Here is a 21,776-nt window from a genome sequence, read left to right as displayed (position 1 = left end):
CTGTTTTCATAGGTGCGTTTAGCATAGAGAGTGCAATTTACGCATGCTAACCTGCTTAAGGAGGAGCAATGGCTATCAATAAAATCGTCGCTGCAAATGCCTATTCGGTAACGGCTGTAGCCAGTTCCAACGCCCGATCCAATTCCGCCAATGTATTGTAAAAATGCGCGGAAAAGCGGATTCCGCCGCCGCGTAGGGCACAAACCACACCATTTTTTTGCAAATGCTTATAAAGCACCTCATTGTCTATGGATCGGTGTTTGAAGTTGACGATGCCGGACTGCAAACGGCTGTGCCGCTGCGACAGTAAAATCAGCTCGGCGTTGGTGCTGATGGCTTCGCGCAGGTAGGCGCTGCGTTCCAGAACCAGCGACTCGACGTTTGGCATGCCGGTTTCCAGTAATAAAGACAAACTGGCGGACAAGGCGTGAATGCCTAACATGTTCGGGCTGCCACATTCGAAACGGCGGGCGCCGGGATGGATCTCCCATGGCAGGTTTTCGTAATTATGCGTGTCTTTCATCATGTGCCAGCCGTATTGGCTGAGCTTGAGCCGGTCGCGCGCGGCCGGGTTGGTATAAAACACCCCCAGGCCTTCCGGGCCGAACAGCCATTTATGCCCGTCGGCCATCACGAAATCGGCGTGATAGGCTTGCACATCGAACTGCACCGCTCCCAGGCTTTGAATCGCGTCGATGCAAAACAAAATGCCGCGTTGCCGGCAAAACTCGCCGATGCGCTCCAGATCCATGCGTAAGCCGGAGGCGAATTGAATGGAGCTGATGGTCAGCAAGCGCGTATTGCCATCCACCCGCGCAAACAGAGCATCTTCCGGGGTTGCGGCACTGTGCAAATCGGCTTCTCTAAACTCGACGCCGCGCTCGGCCAAGGCTTGCCAGGGCAGGCGGTTGGACGGGAATTCTTCGTTGCTGGAGACGATGTTGTCGCCGGCTTGCCAGGGTAAGCCAAAGGCCACGAAGGACAAGGCCTCCGAGGTGTTTTTCACCAGGGCAATATCGTTGGCCGAGGGCGCATTCAGTAAGGCCTGTAATTGGCGGCGGATTTCGTTTTCTTTTTTCAACCAATCCAGATAGTAATGCGAGCCGAACTGGCAGTTTTGTTCGGCAAATTGAATCACCGCTTTACTGGTGCGCTTCGGCCAAGGGGCCACGGCGGCGTGGTTGAGATAAATCAGCTCGTCGGTTAACGAAAATTCGGGGTGTTTCATGGTGCGTACCGGTAAAAAGGCGGAGGGTGAATCTATAAAGGATGATGCGGTAAAACACTCGGCCTATCAACCTTCTGTACAGATGATGGGCTTGCTCGGACGGCTAAAATTTGGGATTTCCGCGAAAATAGTTGGGCCTAGATCGTCCGGAAAATCCAGGCGCAAGTGGCCTAGCTGTTTAAAAATTAGCCAGTAACCTTTTAAAACAGGTTACGATCCCGATATATTAAACGGTGTTTTTATTTTGGTTGATAGATATGATGGAATTAACTTGGATTAGTACGGCATATATCGCTGGTTTGGTAGCCAGCCGCCTGTCTTTTCCGCCGCTGGTTGGTTATTTGGTCGCTGGTTACGTATTGCATGCCCTGGGCATTGCGGTATTGCCGGATCTTCACCATTTGGCGGAGATTGGTATTGAATTATTGTTGTTTTCGGTCGGTTTAAAACTCAAGCCCAGTTCGCTGATTCGTCGCGAAGTGCTTAGCGTCGGTGGCTTGCATTTAATGTTGATGGCATTGATTTCCGCGCTGGTGTTTCTGTGGCTAGAGCAGCGAGTCACCGGCGGCTTGGTGCTGGGGCTCAGTTTGGCGTTTTCCAGCACCGTGTTGGCGATCAAGGTGCTGGAAGATAACGGCGAATTGTCGTCGCTGCATGGTCGGGATGTCATGAGTATCCTGATTTTGCAGGACATCGTGGCAATCGGTTTGCTGGCGCTGGCGGAAGGCAGACAGCCTACGCCTTGGGCATTGGCTTTGTTACTGGTGCCGCTGTTACGGCCGATAGCGCATCGGGTATTGTCGGTCAGCCGATCTTCGGAACTGAAATTGCTGTTGGGGGTAACCCTGGCGCTGGCCGGCGGCGTCGCCGCGGAAAGCGTCGGTATTGCCGCGGATATTGGTGCTTTGTTGACCGGCGTGATGTTGGCTAATCATCCCAGGATCAAGGAGTTAAGCGACAGACTCTGGGGTTTGAAAGAGCTGTTTTTGGTGGCGTTCTTCTTGCAGATTGGTGTCAGTGACTTACCGAACCGGGCGCAGATTATGGACGCTTTGCAATTGCTGGCGTTGTTGCCTTTGCAATGTGCGCTGTTCTTTGGCCTATTTGTGGTCGCCGGACTCCGGGCGCGTACTGCTTTCGTATCGTCCTTGGCCTTGACGACGTACAGCGAATTTTCGCTGATTACCACCAGCGCCGTCGTCAAAGCTCAACTGTTGCCAGCGGAATGGAACGCTATCATCAGTTTGGCGGTGGCCGGTTCGCTGGCCATTGCCGCACCGTTAAACCGTTATTCCCATCGCTTGTTTTCCTGGGTAGAGCCACTGCTGGTGAGGTTTGAAAGAAAGTCCGACCACCCGGACCGCCTGCCGGATTCGTTCGGCGCCGCCGAATGGCTGGTGATAGGCATGGGCCGAACCGGTGGCGTGGTCTATAAAACCCTGTGCCAGCAAGAGCAAAGGGTGGTTGGCTTGGATGCCGACCCTACCGTGTTGGAATATCATCTTGCCGCCGGCCGCCGCGTGCTCTACGGCGACGCCGAGGACACCGAGTTATGGAGCGGTTTACCCTTGCATAAGGTTAAAGGCATTATCCTGACGGTGCCGGCATTCGAGGTGCGTTTGACCGCGGTGGCTCAGCTTAGGAAGCGCGGTTTCACGGGGCAAATCAGCAGTATTTGTTATCACGGTGTGGAAGAACAGCAATTATCAAAAGCGGGCGCCAATTTTGTGATCCATCCCTTGATTGAAGCCGGCAATCGTCTTGCCCACCTGATGCTGAATCGCCGTGAGCAATCAAGCCAGTGAAGGGCTGCTGGTGCTGGTTGGGCGGTGGATGCCGGAGCGGATTATAGAGGCGTCTTATTTTTAACGATACCCGAGTCAGTGCGGTTTTCCTTAAACCATTGATGATTGGTGCTAAGATTATTGCCAAGTGTCGGGTGACATAATTTAGTGAAAACCGGACTGATGATAAGCGAGGCCACCAGCGTCTCCGCGCAAGGCTTGGACTATCCCGACACACCCGGCATTTGGTCGGAAGAACAAATCGACGGCTGGACCAAGGTCACCCAAGCCGTTCACGGCGTCGGCGGCCGAATTTTTCTACAGCTTTGGCGCGTAGGCCGGGTTTCGCATCCGGATTATCTCAATGGCAAATTCCAGGTATCGTCGAGACTTACCGTAAGGGCGCGGAAAACGCCAAACGTGCCGGTTTTGACGGCGTGGAAATTCACGGCGCCAATGGCCATCTGTTAGACAAGTTTTTACCGGACAACACCAATAAAAGAAACGATGCCTATGGAGACCCAATAGAAAATTGCCCCGCTGACTAGTGGAAGTGACCGATGCCGTGTTTCGGTATGGGGTGCGGGTCGAGTCGGCGTGCATTTTGCCCCCAGGAGACGCGCATAGCATGGGAGACTCCGATCCTTTTCACACTTTCGGCTACGTGGCGGAGCAATAAGGTAATCGCGGCATCGCTTTCACTTTTACGCGCTAAGCGCTCGGCGAAAACCGCATCGGCCCGGACTTGAAAAAACGCTTCTTCTATCCGGCGCGAGGGATAAGGCATATTGCATGATCCGAGCCTCAGCAACAACCGAGATTACGGCTTGTCTGCAAAAATGGAGAAGATCAATTTCCCCACAGCTTCATTAGCCGGCTTTTTAGCCATGTGACCGGATTATTGTCGAATTCTTCGGGGAGCAAACCCATTTTTTTCAACGACGATTGACAGAGTCGAATGTATTCCTGCCGCTTCAGCATTTCTTCGCTTACGGCGGCCTTGATTTGCGGATAACGGCTTAACAGGTCCGCAAAGCAATCCTCGGGTATTGTAAACAAAACAACTTCGCCGACGGCGCGCATCGATGTCGGATAGGGAATCTTCAAAAGCAAGGGCAGCTCGCCGAAAAAATCGCGATGTTCCAGGCTAAACAGGCGTTGACTGACTTTCTCGTTCTCGAATATCGCATCGACCTCGCCTTTGAGCATGACGCAGAAAAATGGAAAGTATTCGTCCTGTTTAACCAAAATGTCGCCAGGATTGAAATAACGCGGCGAGCCCTTTTCTATCAGTTCGCGTATTTCCAGTTCATCGAAATACTGAAAATAAGGCAGTTCAATGAGAGCATTGTGTATGGACGGCATGCTTGCCGCTTCCGGCGAACCGTTGATCGGGTTGGCGGCCGCCTCCATGGCCGGGTAAAGGTTCCGGTTATTCGTCGGATGATAGGGAATTTTAATGGCATGCAGTCGAAATAAGTATTCAATCCGAAAGTTTAAAGCGCTTCTGATCAGGCTTCGTTGATCGACATGATCGGTCCAAACCCAAAGTTCGAAATTCAACCCGATATCGCCAAACCCTTGAAGCAAGGCTTTAGGTGCCGGATCGCTTAATACGTTGGGTTCCTGGCTGGCGGCTTTCAATAACAACTCGGTCACCAATACCAGATTGCTGTGCTGTTCGACCACAAGCGGAATTTCAACCCGCCCACGCTTGGCTTGATACCCCCATTTTTCCACGATATTGTTGGTGAGCTGAACATTGGGAATGATCAGTTCCGAACCTCGGAACGATGTAATCACGGTCGAGCGCAGAAAAATATCCCTGATGCGTCCTTCGCCACCGGCAAAATAAATAAGATCGCCCACTTTTAGTTTGCGTTCGCTCATCAGGGTAATGCCGCTGGCGATGTTCTTAGTGATGTCTTGCAAGCCAAAGCCGACCGCGACTCCCAGGCCGCCGAAAATGAGCGCCAGCGTCTCGAATTTGATGCCCATGACTTGCATGATCGCTACGATACCAACCGCCAACAGCGTAAAGCCTGCGAGATTGGCGATCAGTTTGCGATCGCCCTCGTTGACAACCAGGCCGACCAACAAGCGCGTATTCAGGATATGGCGTATCCAGCGGACGACCAACAGCATCAACCCTAGACACAGCGTGAATTTAGCCAACCAAATGACATTGACCGATTGCGTACCCAGCGTAAATATTGGCGTTTCAAAGAATAGGAAAGGTTGGGACAGCAAGGCGGATGAATCCATAGCCATAAATTAACTTAGTCGTAAAAGCCGGAGAAATTTCCCCGATTATGGGACAAACTCGCCGGCAATTGCATCAACCAACTGCAACGGAACCCGTTTTTAGAATACCGCGTTGAATTGGGTACGGACGTAGTCGGTATCCCCTCCTCCCGCTTCGGTAATCACCTGTTCCGCAAAAAAATGGCTGTAACTAAAACCAAGCGAAAAATGCTTATCGATTTCCCACTCTATATTGGTGGAAAGGGCTTGGGTGACAAATCGACCGTTAGTCCCTAGCGTCTGCTTCAATGGGTTGAGTCCTCGCGTATATACCGCATCGTTTTTTGATAATCGCCAGTAAAAGTTCCAATCAACGGACAGCCGGATGCCCGGCAACGGCTGCAAGGAGAGATTCGGCATCAGATTAAAAAAGTTCTGCGGCGCCAGTATCGCCGCTTCCTCAAAATACGACAGATTGGGGTATAAGGGATTAAAGGTATTCAGCTGCCGGTCTTTTGCATTCCTGTCGCCACTGGCAATATTGGCGCTTAAACCCAAGCGCGGTCGCCAACTTGGGGTGGCAAAGGTATAGCCGGTGTTGGATGCCGCTGTCCAGGCATTGATAGTCAACGGTCCGAAGCTGCCGAGTTGATAAATGCCTTCAAAATTCCAATCCCAGCCGAACCGCTTGCCGAACACCCGGCTGCCGAACGAATGGCGGGATTCGTCGGCGACGGTGTTTTGATAATGGGCGTCTTTGCGCTGCAGGCCTATGTAATAGATCTCGACATCGGTCGGCTTGAACGACCATTTGCTGTTCAGCCCCCAGAGTTTTTCTTGGGTATTTCCCTGGTCGTCGAAAGTCGCCGGTGTTATCGCCACTTCTTCAAAGCCGAACGCATCCAGGTCCAGACTGTCGTTCTTTAGCGAGAGTCGCACGCCATCGAAAGCTCGCCGCGCATTTTGGCCTTCACGTACGCTGATCAAACGGGACGAACCCAGCGCAAACTCTTGCCTCCCCACTCGAGCGGTCACGGCTTGAAAATGCAAGTCGATAAAACCCTGCTGCAAATCAGCGCTATCGTTATCCAAAGGCCCTTTCTGCAGACCTAGGTTATTAGACAGATAGCTGGCCAATTGCACAAAGGCCCTCAAGTGTTCGGTGACATGCAGATCGGCGTGCAGCAAAAAGCGATGCAAAAATTGCTGGCCGTCGGCGCGTGTTTTCAGTCCGAACAAATCGTTGTCGTAGCTATTGAAACGTTCCCGAAAATTTCCGCCCAAGGATAAATACACGTCCTCGCGGTCGGCGGTCAGCGGCAGGTATTTGAGCGATTCATAGCTGCTTCGCCGAGTTTGCTTGGCAAGGTATTGGTAATTTTCCTGCCAGCGGTTGCTGTTAAAACCCGGCTCGGACGCTTGCGCGATCCCTGCTGCGCTAACCAGCGATAAAGCCAATGGCATGAGTCCGGGTTTCATTGGCAATGTCCTCTTTCGCGTTATCGCATGAAGGCTAGCCGCTATCAGTAGGCAAAACAGCCGCAGCCCAGTGCCCACGGATTGTCAAACTGCGCTTGTTTTCCAGCATTATCCAGCCCCAACCAGCGCGACAGTTTTCCATCTTGGCCTGGGTGATGACCGTGAATCGCACAGGCGTGCGCTGCGCATGAAGCGGCCGGTAACGCATAATGCGTTTGCGGCGTTTGATGGCCGCCGAAATAGCGCACCGGCGACCAATCGGGGCTGGCTGGCGGCAACGGCGTATCGAACCGGCTGAAATCATCCGCCGCGTAAACGACTCTACCGCCTACCATGGTCAGCAGCGAGGTAATAGCCTTGATGGCCTCGTCGGGGACTGTCATGAAATCGTGCGATGTCACCACCAGATCGGCATACATGCCTGGCGACAAAGCGCCTTTTACGGTCTCTTCGTTCGATTTATACGCGCTACCGGCGGTCCACAGACGCAAGGCCTCCTCGCGTTCCAGGCAGTTGCTCTCGCCGTAGAGCGGCAAGCCGCCGACCGTTCTGCCTGTCACCAGCCAATACAGAGAAACCCAGGGATTAAAGCTGGCAACCCGCGTGGCATCGGTGCCGCCGCCTACCGGGATGCCCATTTCCAACATTTTTCGCAGCGGCGGCGTATGCTCGGCTGCCTTTTTACCGTAGCGGTCTACAAAATATTCGCCTTGAAAGGCCATGCGGTGCTGTACCGCAATGCCGCCACCCAACTGCTTGATCCGCGCCAGATTTTTTTCGCTGACGGTTTCGGCATGGTCGAAAAACCAGCGCAAATCGTCGAAACGGGTGTCGCGGTCAATCGCCTCGAACACGTCCAGTGCCCGGTCTATGGTTTCGTCGTAAGTAGCATGCAGCCGGAACGGCCAGCGATTCTCCACCAAAAACCGAACCACGTCGCCCAGCTCTTTTTCCATGCTGGCCGCCATGTCCGGGCGGGGTTGCAGAAAATCCTCGAAATCGGCGGCGGAAAATACCAGCATCTCGCCCGCGCCATTCTGGCGAAAATAACTGTCGCCGCTGTAAGGTTTGACAACGCCGGCCCATTTCTGAAAATCCGCCAGCTCGCCGCCCTTGTTTTGGGTAAACAAGTTGTAGGCGATGCGCACGGTCATCTGTCCGTCTGCATGCAGTTGTTCGATCACCTGATAGTCTTCCGGGTAATTTTGAAAACCGCCGCCGGCATCGATGCAACTGGTCACGCCCAAGCGATTCAACTCGCGCATGAAATGCCGGGTGGAGTTGATTTGATCGTCTAGCGGCAATTTCGGACCCTTGGCCAAGGTCGAATACAAAATCATCGCATTGGGTTCGGCAATCAACATCCCGGTCGGATTGCCGTTGGCGTCGCGCTGAATTTTGCCGCCGGGCGGATCGGGTGTGTCTTTACCGATGCCGGCCGCGCGTAGCGCGGCGCCGTTCAATAACGCCCGGTCATAAAGATGCAGGATAAACACCGGCGTATCCGGCGAAACCGCGTTGATTTCCGCTAGGGTCGGCATCCGCCTTTCCTTAAATTGAAACTCGCTCCAGCCGCCAACCACCCGCACCCATTGCGGTGCAGGCGTTCTGGCCGCTTGCAGCTGCAGCATCGCCAAGGCATCGGCGATGCTGCCGACGCCTTCCCAGCGCAGCTCCATGTTGTAATTGAGGCCGCCGCGAATCAAATGCAGGTGCGAGTCGTTCAAGCCCGGCAGGACCCGTTTACCGTTCAAATCGATGACAACGGTATCGGCCGTTGCCAGCGTTCGGATCTGTGCATCAGCCCCTAGCGCAACAACTTTTCCGCCCGCGATGGCGATGGCGCTGACTTCCGGCTGTGCTTTGTCTAGCGTGGTAATCTTGCCATTGAATAAAACAGTGTCCGGGCTAGAGATAGTCATGGGCGGTGCCTCGATCTGTGAATTTAACGAACGGAATACTGCCTATTTATTGACTTTGTGCGGATATTTGGCGCGTTGCCCATAGTCGTGCACCATGCTGGCCGCATAGTCGATACCCATGCCGTACGCGCCAAAATGTTCCCGGGCAATATCCGTTGTGCCGACATAGGTTTCTTTACGACTCCAATCGCGTTGCAGTTCCAAGAGTACCTGCAGCGAGGTGATCGACTCCGCGCCATGTTGTTCGGCGCGCCTGATGGCGGCATTGTGCGCTTCTAGCGAAGTACCGCCCGAGGCATCGGTATTCATGATGACTTCATAGCCTTCCGCCAGCGCGCAGATGGTTGGGAAGATCAGACAAGCTTCCGTCCATAACGCAGCCATCACCAATTTTTTCCGTCCGGTTTTTTTAACGGCGGCGACGAAGGCCTCGTCTTCCCAGCTATTCATGCTGGAACGTTCGATTGGGTCCTGCTGCAACACATCCATCAACTCGGGCCAAATATAGCCGCTGAAGGATTCGGTTTCGACGGCGGTGAGAACGGTAGGAATATTAAACAACTTGGCCGTTTTGGCCATCGCAACGGTGTTGTTCTTGAGTAATTGGCGGTCGATACTGGTCACGCCAAAAGCCATTTGCGGTTGATGGTCGATAAATATAAACGCACAATTATCGGGGGTAATAAGTTTTTCGGTGGCTGCGCTCATTGATTGCTCCTTTAAACTAAATTGATTAAGTTAGAATTCACGGACTTGCATTTGACCAAGTTCTAAGACTTGGGTATTGAACAATATTGACTTTTTTCTTAAAAATTAACGTATAAATAAAATGGTTTAATATCTCTCCTGTAAACAAAAGGCAAAGCGAAACATGGAGGAGCCGGTAGGAAAAGTGCTACAAAGCCTATGCTATTTTTACCGTAAAAACGACAATAATTCGGCAGGTAAACAATAACAATTAGACGTTTCGAAATTGGCCCGGCGTTACTCCGACCTTTCTTTTAAACACGCGATTTAGATGGCTTTGATCGGCAAAACCGCACAATGTCGCAACATCGGTTAATGCGACTCCGGTAGAAATAAACTTTTTGGCTTGAATAATTCGATACGCTTGCAGATATTCGTGGGGCGTAATTCCCAAGCATTTTTTAAAATTTCTTAATAGCACAAACGGATTCGATTTAGTGACTTCCGAAAGCTCGTTCAGCGAAATGTTTCGATTATAAAAAGTCCGCAAATATTCAATGGATATTTTCACTTTCCAAGGCTTTAATAAGTGCGGGCAACGGTAATGATTGCCTGTCACTTGCTGCAAAAACCGATTTACGAATAGCGCCAGACAAGTCGATTGTTCCAGAGCGCATTGGCTGGCTTCTAAAACTCTATGCGTATCGGCAAAGTAATTTCGTAAATACAGGTTATCAATAATCGGATTTTTGAAATCCAATACAAACTTGCTTAACTCGTGTTTTTCGCAATAATCGATCAGTTGCCGAGGACTTATTTTGATTTCGCGACAAATTGCACCGTCCTTGTTTATAAAAGCCGATTTCAGGGAGAATATTTGCCCCGCATCGCGCATCACTAGACAATTTGGCGTTTCAAGATAGTTCTGACCATTTTGCCGGCTTTTCCAAACCACACCGGAAAAACCGATAATGGCAATTTCATCGTGAAAGATTTTTTCCAGTGAAATCGACTGCTCGGGCGATATATCGAAGCGAGAAAAATGGCAACCTTCAATCTGCCAGTTCAGTATTTTGCTGGAAGGAGTTTGTCCCATAATTCAGTCTGTCCCGTTATTAAAGTGGTCTTAATAGGCTTTGCCAGGACTGCGGTAACGATTGCCACAGTCCTCTGCCGTTGACTTGCGCCCTAGGCATAATTCGGACGCTAACTTTTAAAAAACCATTTCGCGATTAGCCGGACATAGAGCGGCATAATCAAATACACCACCAAACCGACGATAACCAAAGCCAATACACCCTGGCGAATGCCGAACTCTCCTAACTGCGGATACTTTACAAACAGGGGTTCTATCGCTGGCGGCACATACATCGTCAACGGCCAGATCACCGACGTCGTCACCAGCCATTGTTTCCAACGCCGCGGATGCTTACCCACCGCCGGCGGGGTAAACCAGTAATCGATGCCGGTTTTGATGTCGATCGCTTCTTCGCTGTCCAGAATCCCGGTAATTTCCTGAAGCAACTGCTGGCGTTCCGGAGACCGCTGCCAGAATTCCAAGGCCTGGATTCCGGCAAAGCGCACCACGATCAGATACTCGTTGTGGCCGTCCGGCGGCCGGACGACTTGTACGCCCAAATGCCCCGGAAAGCTCGCCGCGATCGGCATGATTTTGCTTAACCAACGCTCGTATTGCTGAAGGTTGCGCTTACCTTTTTTCAGCCGATGGCGGATGGCGAAAAAAACTTGTTCGTTGTTGGGCGACGTTTGGCTGATTTCGTTCATGGCGCTCTACCGGCTGGGTTTCTCATGCGGGCGTAAATCAAACACCAACACTTCGGCATTGTGACCCTGTTGTATGTCGATTAGGCGCTCGCCGCGGATGCGGGCGCCATCGCCAGCGTGCAGCACTGTACCGTTCACTGTCAAAGTGCCGCGTACCAGATGCACGTAAGCATAACGATTATCCGCTAGCGTTAACTGCGCCTGTTCGCCGACATCAAAACAGCCGGCGTAAACCCGCACATCCTGGTAAAGCGACAATGATCCTTCTGCACCGTCCGGCGAAATAATCAGCGCCAGCCGGCCTTGTTTTTGCGCGGGGCCAAAATGACTTTGCTGATAGCGCGGCTCGACGCCTTTGCTACTCGGCACCAGCCAAATTTGCAGAAAATGCACCAACTCGCTCTGCGAATGATTGAACTCACTATGAGTCACGCCGGTTCCGGCAGTCATTAACTGAACGTCGCCGGCTTCGATCACCGAGCCGTTGTCCATCGAATCTTTGTGCGCCAGCGCACCGTCGATGACATAGGTAAAAATTTCCATGTCCCGATGCGGATGCGTGCCAAAGCCCTTACCCGGCTGCACGATATCTTCGTTGATTACCAACAAATCGGAAAATCCGCTTTGCTGCGGATCGCAGTAATTGCCGAAGGAAAAAGTGTGTCTTGAGAATAGCCAGTCGAAATGAGCGCTACCTCGGCGGTGGGCGGGACGAATTTCCAGCATGATCGAGCTCCTTTCAAAAATTTCGAATTAACATTCACTCAGCTTTTGTATGGAGTATTGGGGTTTTAAGCGAGTGAAATTAGAATACTCCTGAGTTTTTAGTATTTAAAACGAGTTATTTTGCTTTTAATATTCGATTTTTTCGAAAGTGGTTTTGGAGTTCTAATGAAGTTATCGCTGGAAGCTATTCAAATTATCGATGCGATCGACCGCACCGGATCGATGTCGGGCGCGGCGGAACTGCTGCATCGCGTACCCTCCACCATTTCCTATGCCGTCGGCAAATTGGAAGAACAATTGAATCTGAAGTTATTCGAACGCAATGGCCCCAAGCTTTCGCTAACTCCGGCCGGAAATGCCTTGTTAAACGAAGGGCGTTTGTTATTGCACGCCTTTGGCGACCTCGAATCTCGGTTATATAAAATCGCTTCCGGATATGAAGCCGAACTGACCCTGGTGTTTGATTCGCTGATACCCAGCAGGGTGTTTATTAACGATTTGCATGAGTTTAATACCCTGGAATGCGGAACCCGCATTCGCTTCACCACGGAAGTGATGAGCGGGGTATGGGAGGCATTACGTGAGGAACGGGCTGATATCGTCATAGCCGTCGGCGATTGTCCGAATTGGAGCGGCTATCAAGTCAGGCAGATCGATACCGTGGATTTTGCATTTTGCGTCGCGCCCGTCCACCCGTTGGCTGCAGCGGATCAGCCAATTAAAACCGACATGCTGCATAGACATACCGTTATCGCCGTCGCCGACAGCGCCCGGTCGCTGCCGGCAAAAACAGTAGGTTTATTGTCCGGGCAAAAACGCATTACGGTGCCGAATATAGACACCAAAATCCAATTTCAACGGGCCGGATTGGGCTTTGGCTTTTTACCGCGCCGATTAATCGCCCAAGAGCTGGAAACCGGATCGCTGATGGAATTGCAGGTTGAGGAAGCGCGTCCGCCGGAACCGGTGTGGCTGGCAATGCGCACCGCAAATAAAGGTGAAGCGGCCGGTTGGTGGTACCAAACATTAAGCCGGCCGCTGTTAAGCGACGTTTGAAATATCGGCGCATGCTATTGCCCAAGCTTAGCGTCGGCTTTACCGGTTATCGGAGGCGCGGTAAACTCATTTTGGGTTCACGCCGAAACCGGAGTGGAGTACGCCTGAAAACCGCTCAAAGACGGCTTCAGGCGAATAAAAAGCTCTCCAAACAGGGGGCATAACCGCTGAAACTCGACTTCGTGGTCAATTTCAGCGCAAAAAAATCAAGGTTACCGTGGGTAAGGGGAAATATTCGTGAGTTTTTCACCAGCCTTCTACGCGGCTTTGCTGACAAACAAAACGATGTTGCTGGTGTCCATTGGCGGCCACGCCTGAAAATCGATAGGCAGCTCCAGCAATGGCCCGGTAACGCATGACTTCAACGAGCCATCGGTTGCGATATAAAGCTTTTTCGGCAACTTGGCTTTGTGATTGTCGATTTTGGCGGTTTGAGTGTTCATTACGCTTAGGCTGGTTAGCTTGGGAGATTTCACTTTATTGCCGGTTTCTTATTGCTGCCTTAACCACGCGATGGCATTTGGATTATGGCGATCCTGGGCGGAATGACAATCTTCGGAAATAGGGGCCGTGTAATAGGATTAACGGGTTCTTTAATTATCTGCAATGTATGCCAAACCCAATATGCTCGAGCAAATTAAACTGTTTTTTGAAAAACACCTGTCCTTACCGTCACCGGAGGCTGCGGAAGCAAAGCTTCAAGAGGCTTTGACTGCCTTAATGACCGAAATGATGACCATGGACGATGTCTGTCAAGATGTCGAACGGACCAAAATCCTGTCCTTGGTGCAAAAGTGCTTTTCGCTCTCCACCGAACAGGCTGAGGCCTTGATGGCCAAGGCGCAACACAAGCGTCAGCAGGCGGTTGATTATTACGAATTTACCTCAACAATCAACCAATGCCTTGGTCCTGAGGAAAAGATAAAGTTTGTTAAATCCCTCTGGCAAATCGCTTATGCCGACGGCACTATCGACCCGCAAGAGGAGTATCTGGTGCGGAAGATTGCCGACCTGCTTGGCGTCTCGCACACCGATTTTATTCTGGCCAAACTGCGCGCTAATCCCGATACTTGAAAATCCCCATACCTGTTTAAATGAATCACCCCATGAAAAAGACTAAGAAAAACAAAAATCTGTGGCTAACAGAAGCTGATATTGCGGTCGGTGATTTGTATTTCACCACCGCCCAGCAATACCGCGCAGTCCTGGCGATGAACGGCGATTTTTTGATTTACGCACCTAGCTCGGAAGGCATGGAACCCTTGCCGGCCGATAGCCCAATGCCGTTTGCCAACTCGCCCGCTAAAAAATGCCAGATCGCCACATTTGCGCAAAAGGAATATCAAGCATTCGATTGGTATGGAACGGTTGCCGTTAAACATAAACTCACGCCGTCTCAGATAGCCGAGGCCATCGGCCAATGTAACGCCAAAGCCCAAATCGCCGGGTTGATGGCTGAATAAGGTGCGTTGGAAAAGATTTTTAACAGTCTGAAATCCTGCTTTTTCTGGTTTGCAAACGGGAGTTTGGAAACCACGTCTCGGCAACGCCAGCAGTGGTGTAAGCACCACTTACCATTCAAACACGAGTATGTTGACCAAAGCGAAAAGCTAGGCCTTGCGTACCGGGCTGATCGGCCCGGCAATCAACGATATTTCGTCACTCGAACGACATATCGTCGCCGCTTCCGCCCGCTGGCTCATTGCCGCCAACCTGAATTGCCTTAAACGACAAGACCAAAACAACCTTAAAACAATCGCTTACAGGGCAATAGCCGCAAACACGCGGCAATTGGCACAAGAAATGACCAGTAAACGCCAACCATCGGACATCGGTTAGCGACTAACCGCCTCCGAGACCATACTTTTTACGTTTACTCAGGAGCAGCACCATGTCCCGCCCTTGTTTCAAAGCCCACCCATTAGCGCTGGCCTTGGCCGGCATCCTAGCCAATAGCCTTTTGACCTCCCCCGTCCTTGCCTCTGAGTTGGTTTGGGACGGCAGCGGCGACAGCGACAGTTGGTTTTTCTCGAACAACGATTTCCTTCATCCCAATACCAACTGGCTAAACAACGACCCATTATTGCTGCCGAAACATTACGATAACTTGGTCTTCAAAGGCCACACCCGGTTGACGCCGCTTAACGACGGTCCGGAAGGCCTGGCCATCAAGGGCATGACCTTTGCGGCCGACGCCAGGGCGTTTACCCTAAACGGCAATCTCATCTTCAGCATCGGCAATATCGTCAACGCCAGCCGCAATCTGCAAACCATCAATATGCCGATCATCATCGGCACCGATCAGATATGGGATGGCGGCAATATCCCCGGCGGTTTTTTGCAAGTGAATCAACTCGCCGGTTTGCGCGACCATTCCCTGACCTTGCTACGCTACGCCAGGGTTTCCGCCGGCGATAACCCATTGATGCTCGGCGAAACCGGACAAGCACAATTGCTGGTGAAAGGCAGGAGTACGCTGGACAGTGTCTCGGCTGTCATCGGCGCCGGCCAGGGAAGCACGGCGGAAATGACCGTCCAAGGCTCGGGATCGAAATGGACCAATAGCGGGAACTTGAATGTAGGCACGCACGGCAAAGCCATCCTGAATATCCTCGATTCCGGCTCGGTGATCAGTAAGACGGCGTCTCTCGGCAACGGTGCCCAAGTGGCCATCGATGGCCTGGGATCGAGTTGGACCAATAGTAACGATCTGCACATTGGCTATCTTGGTGAAGGCACGCTGAGCGTGACCAATGGCGGTGTGTTGAACTCCGGCAAAAGCACCATAGGTGGCGGTAACTCCATGCATCCCAGCTTAGTCACCATCGACGGCGCCGGATCGCGGTGGACGAATCAGAGCCTGTTTATTGGTTCGCCTGGCCAAGGTAGTTTGAAAATCGCTAACGGCGGCATGGTCGTAAGCGGCCAAAGCGTTATCGGCGATCAAGGTGCGGGCGAATTGAATATCGTCAAGGGCGGGAGCATGGAAAGCCAATCTACCATTATCGGCAATCAGGGCAAGGGCGAAGTTTTAATCGAGGACTCGGGCTCCAGTATGCTGATCATCGGCAATTTGTCGGTTGGATACGAGCGCGGCGGCAGAGGCGAGTTACTCGTCGGTCCTGGCGGCACCGTCAGCAACCAGTTCGGTTACGTCGGCGCAAAATCGCAAAGTATCGGCCGGGTAAACGTGCAGGGTTTGGGCGCCCAATGGCTTAACAAAAGCGAGCTGTTGGTCGGCGATCAGGGTGATGGCATCTTAGTCGTCGATAGCGGCGGCAGCGTGAAAAGCGACAGAGGCACTATCGGCAATGCCAGTGGCGGTGTGGGGGTGGCAAGCATCAAAGGCCAAGGGTCGACATGGACTGTCCGGGATAGACTAATGGTAGGCAATCAAGGCACCGGCACGCTGAATGTGGAAAATGGCGGAAAAGTGGAAAGCGCAAGCGCGGTCATCGGCAATGCCATCGGCGGCTTGGGCAAGGTTATGGTCAACGGCGACGGCTCGCAATGGCGCAACCAAGGCGATCTGTTGATCGGCCGGGGTGGAAAGGGGCTGCTTAATATCGAAAACCAGGGCCTAGTTTCGGTTGGCGGACGCTTACGCATTTTAAGCACCGGCGTCGTGAATCTGAACGGCGGCACGCTCGAAGTCGTCAATCAAGACGACGTTCGCCCTGGGCCTGGCGGGCAGTTTAACTGGCTCGCCGGCACCTTGAGCGTCACCGGTGCCGACGGCGTGACCTTGGGCCGTAGTGAGATTTCTAGCCCGTTCACGACCCTGACCAGCGGCAAAACCTTGGCGGTGACCAACAGCCTGAACGTCAACAGCGGCAGTCTATTATGGCTAAACGGCGGCTCGCTAAAGGCCGGCACGCTGGCAGTGAACGGCGGACTAATCGTCTTCCATAACGGTAGCCATCTGGATATGAACGACATCGGCACCTTGTCCGGTTACGGCACGCTGACAACGACAGTGAGCGGCGGCACGGCGGCCAACACCATCCGCGCCAATAGCGGCAAACTGGTGCTGGGCAACGTCAATTCCAATCAAGGTTTCGAATTTGGCGGCAAGCTTGATGTCGGCTCAAATCAAGTGACGTTGCTGGATAAAGATAAAGCCCAGTTGGGCGTCTCCACCAGTTTGGGCAAGGGCGGCGAACTGGGCAGCATCAACGGCATCGATTTGGGCGACGGTGACACTCTGAGCTACACCGGTAGCGCCAGCATTCTGGGCGACTTCACCAACAACGGTCTGGTGACTGGATCGAGGGGCACCTTGACTTTCCTGAACGATGTCAACGGCGCCGGTGGGTTTGGCGGCAACGTTGTTTTTCGCGGCGGCTACAATCCCGGCAACAGCCCGGCCGCCATCGACTTCCACGGCGGCAGCCTCCGCTTTGGTGCCAGTTCGGTGCTGACGATGGAAATCTTCGGTAATCAGCCGGGCAGCCAATACGATCAATTACTGAATATCGGCCATTTTGATTTTAACGGCACCCTGTCCTTGGTGTTCGGCGGTAACTTCACGCCGGTCGCCGGCGATGTTTTCAAGTTATTCGACTTCGCCGACTTCAGCGGCAGTTTAAACCCGGACCGCATCAGCGTCGCCGGCATAGACCGCAAGCTACTCGACTTTTCCAACTTGGCAACCAACGGCAGTCTGCGGGTCGCCGCCGTGCCGCTGCCGACTACGGCTTGGCTGTTCCTGGGCGGTTTGCTGGGCATACTGGCCAAGTCGCGCCGCCACACCCTCCATCGCGCGGCTAGCGTAAAAGGGGAGTAGGGCGAAGCGATGCCAAGTGTCGACACTGTGGCATTGCTTTAATTTATGTTGATTGGTGGATGACGCTAGGCTTATCCGCCCATTTTTTTATTTGCTGGGGTATCACAGCGCACTTCATTCCCGCTCAGTTGAATCAGACAGATTGGCAACGCGCTTGCCGACCCGAAACAAACTCCACGCCAGCACGACCACCATCAAGGTAATGACCAGGCCCAGAAACCAAGAGCTGTTCAGCAGTTTAGCGACATTGAAGTGTTGTTCGCCGATTGTGGCCTCGGCTTCCGGCCCCAATCCGGCTCGATTGCTCTGGTAACCGCGGCGTAATAATTCCTGGATCGGTGCGGTGTCATAGTGCGGCGCCTCGGCGGCTTCGGCGCCGTATTGGATTTGATAGCTCAGGCCGGTTTGCGGCAAGAACAGCAATTGGTAGCCGAGACCGGTGCCGGCGACGGTGTTGATATGCAGTTCCGGGTTGTCCTGGTCACGAATCACAATGCGGTAGCGCGATTGCCGTTGTTCCGGAAAGCTGATGGTGGTTTGCTCGCGATTGATGTCTTGATAATGCAGAGCTTCCAGGGTGCCGCTGCCGATGGTGCGCATTTGGGTTTCCAAGCCTTGCGTCAGCGGGATTTGCACTTCGGCTTGGCGGCTGAAGTTTGGAGTCATGATTTGCAGCTTCAAGCCGTTCAGTGGTTGCCGCAGTGTGTCTACGTCGATGATAGTAGCTTTTTGCTCGGCATCGAGTTTGATTTTAAAACCGGCCGGGTAATCAAATTGTTGATCGGTGTCGGCAACCGTTTCGCTGGCGTTGTGCCAGAGCTCGATACGCTCGACATGTAGAGGTTCTTTGAACTGTTGCGTGGTTTCCTGGCGTTGCAATTCTTCGCCGCCGCGCACGGTGCGGGTCAGTTCCAAGAGCTCGGCCACCCGGGTTTGGCTGGCTTTGGCGACGACGATTTTAAATTGCCGGTAGCTATTCGCCGGCAACTCGACGTCGCGGTTTCCAACAGTCATATAACGCGAATAATCGTAAATCTGCGCTCTCTCGACCAGCAATTGCCAGTTTTGGCCGTCGTTGGAACCGTGAATCTGCAAGGCGTATTCGAAATCATGTTGGTTGGTGACTAGGCTTAGGCCGTCGGCGTTGGCGGCGTTTTTGTCCAGTTGCACGGTCACGACGAAGCCTTCGTCCTCGTCGCCGAATTTTTGCAAATCGATGGTCTTGCTGGTGCTGGCCACGCGCTTACTGACGGTCTTCCGGCTGGCGATTTTTTGCAGCAAATAAGGCGTTTCGACGCCGTTTTGATCGATCAGGCGCAAGTCGCGAAAGTCGGCGGCGGTGTTGGCATACACCGCGCTGTCCAGCGGAACGGCCAGCAGGCTTTGTTGCCCGTTATCTTGGGCCAGTGCTGGTCGGCTGTACCGGAAGGCCGGCGCTTCGTTGGCCCAAGCCTGGGTCAAAAACAGGCAGCATAACACTGCAAATTTGGCGATCATGATCATGTTTTGTTTTCGGCATTGCCGATAAAAGTTTGTTGATAACGCATGTAAAAAAACGCCCCGCCCAGCGCTAGCATGCCCAGCACGATAAAGGCGACGATCCGGTAAATTTGTTCCAACCGGGCCAGGTCGATGAAAAACACCTTCCAGGCCACCAAGGCAAACAGCGCCAGACCGACCAGGCGCAGTCCGGCAATTTGCCGCTTGATGCCGTTGAATACCAGTGTCAACGCAAATATCGACCATAAGATTGATACGCCGCCGGAACGCAAACCCGGCACATATTGATACAAGAGTGAGTTAATTTCCAGACTTAAAAAGGTAAATAACAAGACCAGCGCCGCGCCACCCAGCCATTGGCGGATATTGCCGGTGTCGGTTTCGTAGTCCGCCAGACGGCGTAAGGCGAACAGCAAAAAGGCTATGGTCGCCGCGAAATCCAGCAAACGCATCAATGCCAGTTCGAAGGAATAGCCGCCGCCGTAGCGCAAGGTCCAGACGCTGTCGCCGACGCCGATATGCCCCAGCGTCAAGTCCCAGGACGGCAGATCGAACAACAGCATCTTCAGGAACACGCCGATCAGGAACAGCCGAAGCGCTTGTAGCAGCCAATCGCCCGTACCGGCCACGTAACGGGTCAACAATAGCCAGCACATGGCCAGCCAGACCAACGTCAATACCGGCAATTGCAAGGGTGGATACAGATAGGCAAAACTGCGGAACAACTCCAGTTGCAGTACCACAAACAACAATCCGCCGCCGACCAGCAGGATGATTTGCAACAGCAGATTGTCTTTCAGCCACAGCGGCACATCGTTGCCGGCATCGCAGGCTAGTGGTGAAGCCGGTGCCGGTTTTTCGATCAGCGTGTAGGCCAAGGCCAGCGACAGGATGGGTATGCCGAAGCTGATTACCCGTTCCAGCAAGCCCAGCAAGAAGGCGCCGAATGATTGCTGGCTATCCATTTGCATGCCGTATTGGCCGGGCAAGTCGATGAAACAAAAACGCACCAGCACCAACGCATACAGTAGATATGCCACTTGTTGTAAAAACGCGCTGCGCAATTTGCCCGCCATCCACAGCATTACCAAGGCTTGCAACGACCAGCTGACGGTAATCCATTGATTGGACAGCAGCAAGGGTAGGGTGATGGTCACAAAAAATGCCGCCAAGCCAATGAAGCTGATCAATAGTTCCTTATCCACCACCTTCCGCGCGAGGCAATAATAGACATGGCCGACATAAAACGCCGCCAATGCCACGGTCAGCAAGGCGGTCCAGATTTGCCCGTAGGCGTCGTCGATCAGATGGTAGGCGGTGCCGAAGAAGATGGCGGCATTGACGATCAGGCCGATTAAATCCAGTAGGGTCGATTTGGTTTGATTGACCAGGCAGAACAAAAACACCGTTGTAGAATACAGCACAAAAAAGCCGGTCAAGAACGGCAAGACCTGCCAGAAATACTCGACCTGATAGTTTTGCATCGAGCCGAAGAACAACAGGTAATTAAAGAAAAAGCTCAGGAAATTTAATAAATGCCATTGCTTGTACCAGTTGATCGCCAGGATGCCGGTACCCAACAGCAACATGTAACTAAACAGTCCGGGAAAATTGACCTGACCGGTGGAGAGCATGATGGGCGTACAGTAGCCGCCGATGATTGCGAAGATGGCGACGAGCATCGAGTCCAGCTTGATCGCTAAAAACGCCGCGCAGGCGGTCACCAAAATCATCAACGCAAAAGTCGGGTAGACGTCCAGCAGATGGTAAAAACTGTGCGCGGCAAATACGCTGAAATACAACACTGCAATGCCGCCGCCCAGCAAACCCTGGCTGAACAGATGGTAGGTGCCGCCGACCAAACGCACGCCGCCGACAATCATGCCGACACCGGCCAGCACTGATAAGGCTACTCGCGCCTGTTCGCCAAGCAGGCCGTTGTCGATGGAATATTTCAGGAAAAAGCCGATACCGGTCACCAAAATCAACACGCCGATACGCAGCAGCCAGTTGCTGGCGACCGCATATTCCATCGCCACGCCTTCCGGGCGGTGACCTTCGCCGACGATGATCCAGTTCCAGATTTCTTTGAGGACTTTCTGCGCCGCCAGTTCGAAACGGCTGGGTTCGGCGGGTTGCCAGGTGTTTTGACTCCAGGGATTTTCCTGGGCTGGCTCCGCAATCGGTTCCGGCGTCGTTGGGGGTTCCGGTGGCACCAGTTCGGTAGGGAGTTGGCTGGGGGTAATATCGAATAGCACCTGTTCCGTTGCCGGTGTTTGCACTTCGAATAAAGCGGGTTGCGGCGGTGTTTCGTGAGTAGGCACTACTTGCGCGTTTGCCAGCTCACGCAGCAGTTTGCGGTCCTCGCGTAGTGCCGCTTCTATCTTCCGCAGGGTCTGATTAATGTCATCCTGGTTACGTTTTTGGCGGCCCATTAAAACGGTCAACATCGCGATTATTACGATGGGCACCAAAATCAGGACAAAAGCGATAAAACCGAAAAAATCGTCCACGGCAACTCTCCAAGGCTGGGCAAACGGTGGGTTATTTGGGTTATCAAGCAAGCTTTTCAGGTCACG

The 21,776-nt window shown here is 52.8% G+C and carries 17 protein-coding genes and 1 pseudogene; 6 read left to right on the top strand and 12 right to left on the bottom strand.

Translation table 11 applies throughout. The features are described from left to right. Positions 1-100 precede the first annotated feature (100 nt). Positions 101-1,228 carry an aminotransferase class V-fold PLP-dependent enzyme gene (locus JL719_RS15790; protein WP_033155267.1) on the bottom strand — a complete coding sequence of 376 codons (1,128 nt, stop codon included), beginning with the start codon at positions 1,226-1,228 and terminating at the stop codon, positions 101-103. Positions 1,229-1,485: 257 nt separating this feature from the next. On the opposite strand from JL719_RS15790, the gene JL719_RS15785 reads away from it, so the two are divergent. Both JL719_RS15785 and JL719_RS24240 read left to right on the top strand, forming a co-directional pair. Continuing rightward, positions 1,486-3,033 (top strand): cation:proton antiporter domain-containing protein, encoded by a 1,548-nt coding sequence (locus JL719_RS15785; protein WP_033155266.1) that lies wholly within the window; start codon positions 1,486-1,488, stop codon positions 3,031-3,033. Positions 3,034-3,195: 162 nt separating this feature from the next. Continuing rightward, positions 3,196-3,560: pseudogene (locus JL719_RS24240) on the top strand (oxidoreductase). Here the strand turns inward: JL719_RS24240 and JL719_RS24515 are convergent. The 8 genes from JL719_RS24515 to JL719_RS15745 form a co-directional block, all read right to left on the bottom strand. Continuing rightward, positions 3,557-3,799: a hypothetical protein gene (locus JL719_RS24515; protein WP_051669603.1), complete on the bottom strand. Its 243-nt coding sequence runs from the start codon at positions 3,797-3,799 to the stop codon at positions 3,557-3,559. The pseudogene JL719_RS24240 and the gene JL719_RS24515 overlap by 4 nt on opposite strands. 62 nt (positions 3,800-3,861) lie before the next feature. Then, positions 3,862-5,283 (bottom strand): mechanosensitive ion channel domain-containing protein, encoded by a 1,422-nt coding sequence (locus tag JL719_RS15775; protein WP_084153197.1) that lies wholly within the window; start codon positions 5,281-5,283, stop codon positions 3,862-3,864. Between the two features lie 93 nt (positions 5,284-5,376). Beyond that, complete coding sequence (locus JL719_RS15770; protein ID WP_084153196.1) at positions 5,377-6,735, bottom strand: alginate export family protein; 1,359 nt, start codon at positions 6,733-6,735, stop codon at positions 5,377-5,379. Between the two features lie 44 nt (positions 6,736-6,779). Next, a complete protein-coding gene (locus JL719_RS15765; protein WP_033155264.1) occupies positions 6,780-8,657 on the bottom strand; it encodes an amidohydrolase in 1,878 nt (625 codons plus the stop codon). Between the two features lie 42 nt (positions 8,658-8,699). Then, positions 8,700-9,365 carry a hydrolase gene (locus tag JL719_RS15760; RefSeq protein ID WP_033155263.1) on the bottom strand — a complete coding sequence of 222 codons (666 nt, stop codon included), beginning with the start codon at positions 9,363-9,365 and terminating at the stop codon, positions 8,700-8,702. Positions 9,366-9,615: 250 nt separating this feature from the next. Next, complete coding sequence (locus tag JL719_RS15755; RefSeq protein WP_051669601.1) at positions 9,616-10,440, bottom strand: helix-turn-helix transcriptional regulator; 825 nt, start codon at positions 10,438-10,440, stop codon at positions 9,616-9,618. 110 nt (positions 10,441-10,550) lie between these two features. Further along, positions 10,551-11,129 carry an antibiotic biosynthesis monooxygenase gene (locus JL719_RS15750; RefSeq protein WP_033155261.1) on the bottom strand — a complete coding sequence of 193 codons (579 nt, stop codon included), beginning with the start codon at positions 11,127-11,129 and terminating at the stop codon, positions 10,551-10,553. 6 nt (positions 11,130-11,135) lie between these two features. Continuing rightward, positions 11,136-11,855 (bottom strand): pirin family protein, encoded by a 720-nt coding sequence (locus JL719_RS15745; protein ID WP_033155260.1) that lies wholly within the window; start codon positions 11,853-11,855, stop codon positions 11,136-11,138. 165 nt (positions 11,856-12,020) lie between these two features. On the opposite strand from JL719_RS15745, the gene JL719_RS15740 reads away from it, so the two are divergent. Next, the gene (locus tag JL719_RS15740) at positions 12,021-12,911 is read left to right on the top strand and encodes a LysR family transcriptional regulator (protein ID WP_033155259.1); all 891 of its coding nucleotides are present in this window, start codon (positions 12,021-12,023) and stop codon (positions 12,909-12,911) included. 257 nt (positions 12,912-13,168) lie between these two features. Here the strand turns inward: JL719_RS15740 and JL719_RS15735 are convergent, their stop codons facing one another. After that, on the bottom strand, positions 13,169-13,354 hold the full coding sequence (locus tag JL719_RS15735) for a hypothetical protein (RefSeq protein WP_033155258.1): 186 nt from the start codon (positions 13,352-13,354) through the stop codon (positions 13,169-13,171). 181 nt (positions 13,355-13,535) lie between these two features. On the opposite strand from JL719_RS15735, the gene JL719_RS15730 reads away from it, so the two are divergent. The 3 genes from JL719_RS15730 (at position 13,536) to JL719_RS15720 (ending at position 17,697) form a co-directional block, all read left to right on the top strand. Beyond that, positions 13,536-13,985 carry a tellurite resistance TerB family protein gene (locus tag JL719_RS15730; RefSeq protein WP_033155748.1) on the top strand — a complete coding sequence of 150 codons (450 nt, stop codon included), beginning with the start codon at positions 13,536-13,538 and terminating at the stop codon, positions 13,983-13,985. 32 nt (positions 13,986-14,017) lie between these two features. Further along, entirely contained in the window at positions 14,018-14,374 is a 357-nt protein-coding gene (locus tag JL719_RS15725; RefSeq protein WP_033155747.1) for a hypothetical protein, read from the top strand. Positions 14,375-14,802: 428 nt separating this feature from the next. Continuing rightward, positions 14,803-17,697 (top strand): hypothetical protein, encoded by a 2,895-nt coding sequence (locus tag JL719_RS15720; protein ID WP_033155256.1) that lies wholly within the window; start codon positions 14,803-14,805, stop codon positions 17,695-17,697. 114 nt (positions 17,698-17,811) lie between these two features. Here the strand turns inward: JL719_RS15720 and JL719_RS15715 are convergent, their stop codons facing one another. Together JL719_RS15715 and JL719_RS15710 are read right to left on the bottom strand one after the other, a co-directional pair. Further along, positions 17,812-19,194, bottom strand: a complete 1,383-nt coding sequence (locus JL719_RS15715; RefSeq protein ID WP_033155746.1) for a DUF3999 family protein — start codon at positions 19,192-19,194, stop codon at positions 17,812-17,814. A 2-nt stretch (positions 19,195-19,196) separates the two neighbouring features. After that, entirely contained in the window at positions 19,197-21,710 is a 2,514-nt protein-coding gene (locus tag JL719_RS15710) for a DUF2339 domain-containing protein (RefSeq protein WP_033155255.1), read from the bottom strand. Positions 21,711-21,776: the final 66 nt, after the last annotated feature.

The organism is Methylomonas sp. LW13 (assembly GCF_016865255.1).
GTDB lineage: Bacteria > Pseudomonadota > Gammaproteobacteria > Methylococcales > Methylomonadaceae > Methylomonas.
The sequence above is the reverse complement of the archived record's forward strand: the minus strand, read 5'-3'. Positions and strand labels throughout refer to the sequence as shown.